General features: G+C 77.2%; 1 pseudogene. It reads left to right on the top strand.

The annotated features are described in order from the left end of the window. Positions 1–549, top strand: a pseudogene (locus DW309_RS19180) (TPM domain-containing protein); the annotation flags it as partial.

The raw sequence follows: 549 nt of genomic DNA, 5'->3' as shown, positions 1-549 counted from the left end.
CGCCGCCGCCGCGCAGCTGCCCGACCCGTCCGGCGCGATCGCCGCCGCGGCCTCCGCCACCGCCCAGCAGCTGCAGGTCGCGCAGGCCGATCTGACGGGCACGGCGAAGAATCCGCAGCGCGCACTCGACGCGCTCACGGCCGCGAACACGCAGATCGACGCCGCGCTCGCGCAGGGGCGAGAGGCCGTCGACCGCGCGCGCCGTGCGCAACAGCTGCTCGAGCCCACGCTGGCCCAGGCGAACTCCGAGATCCGCGCGACGAGGGAGTTCATCGAGACCCGCCGCGGCACGGTCGGCTCCGCCGCGCGGACGCGCCTCGCGAGCGCCGAGGCCGCACTCACGCAGGCGCTGAGCCTGCGCACGACCGACGTCGAGCGGGCACTCGCCGAGGCGACCAGGGCGCTCGACCTCGCCAGACAGGCGACCGCGGCGGCCGAGTCCGACGTCCGCTCGTACGGCCCGACCGTGGCCGCCGACGACAGCTGGGGCGGGCTCTTCGGCGGCTCGACCGGCTCGGGCGGCTCCGGCATCGGCGGCGACATCCTCGG

Origin of the sequence: Microbacterium sp. K41 (assembly GCF_004794395.1) — a bacterium.
Classification (GTDB): Bacteria; Actinomycetota; Actinomycetes; order Actinomycetales; family Microbacteriaceae; genus Microbacterium; species Microbacterium sufflavum.
Note: the sequence above shows the minus strand (reverse complement) of the source record. Positions and strands in the feature narration are given on the sequence as shown.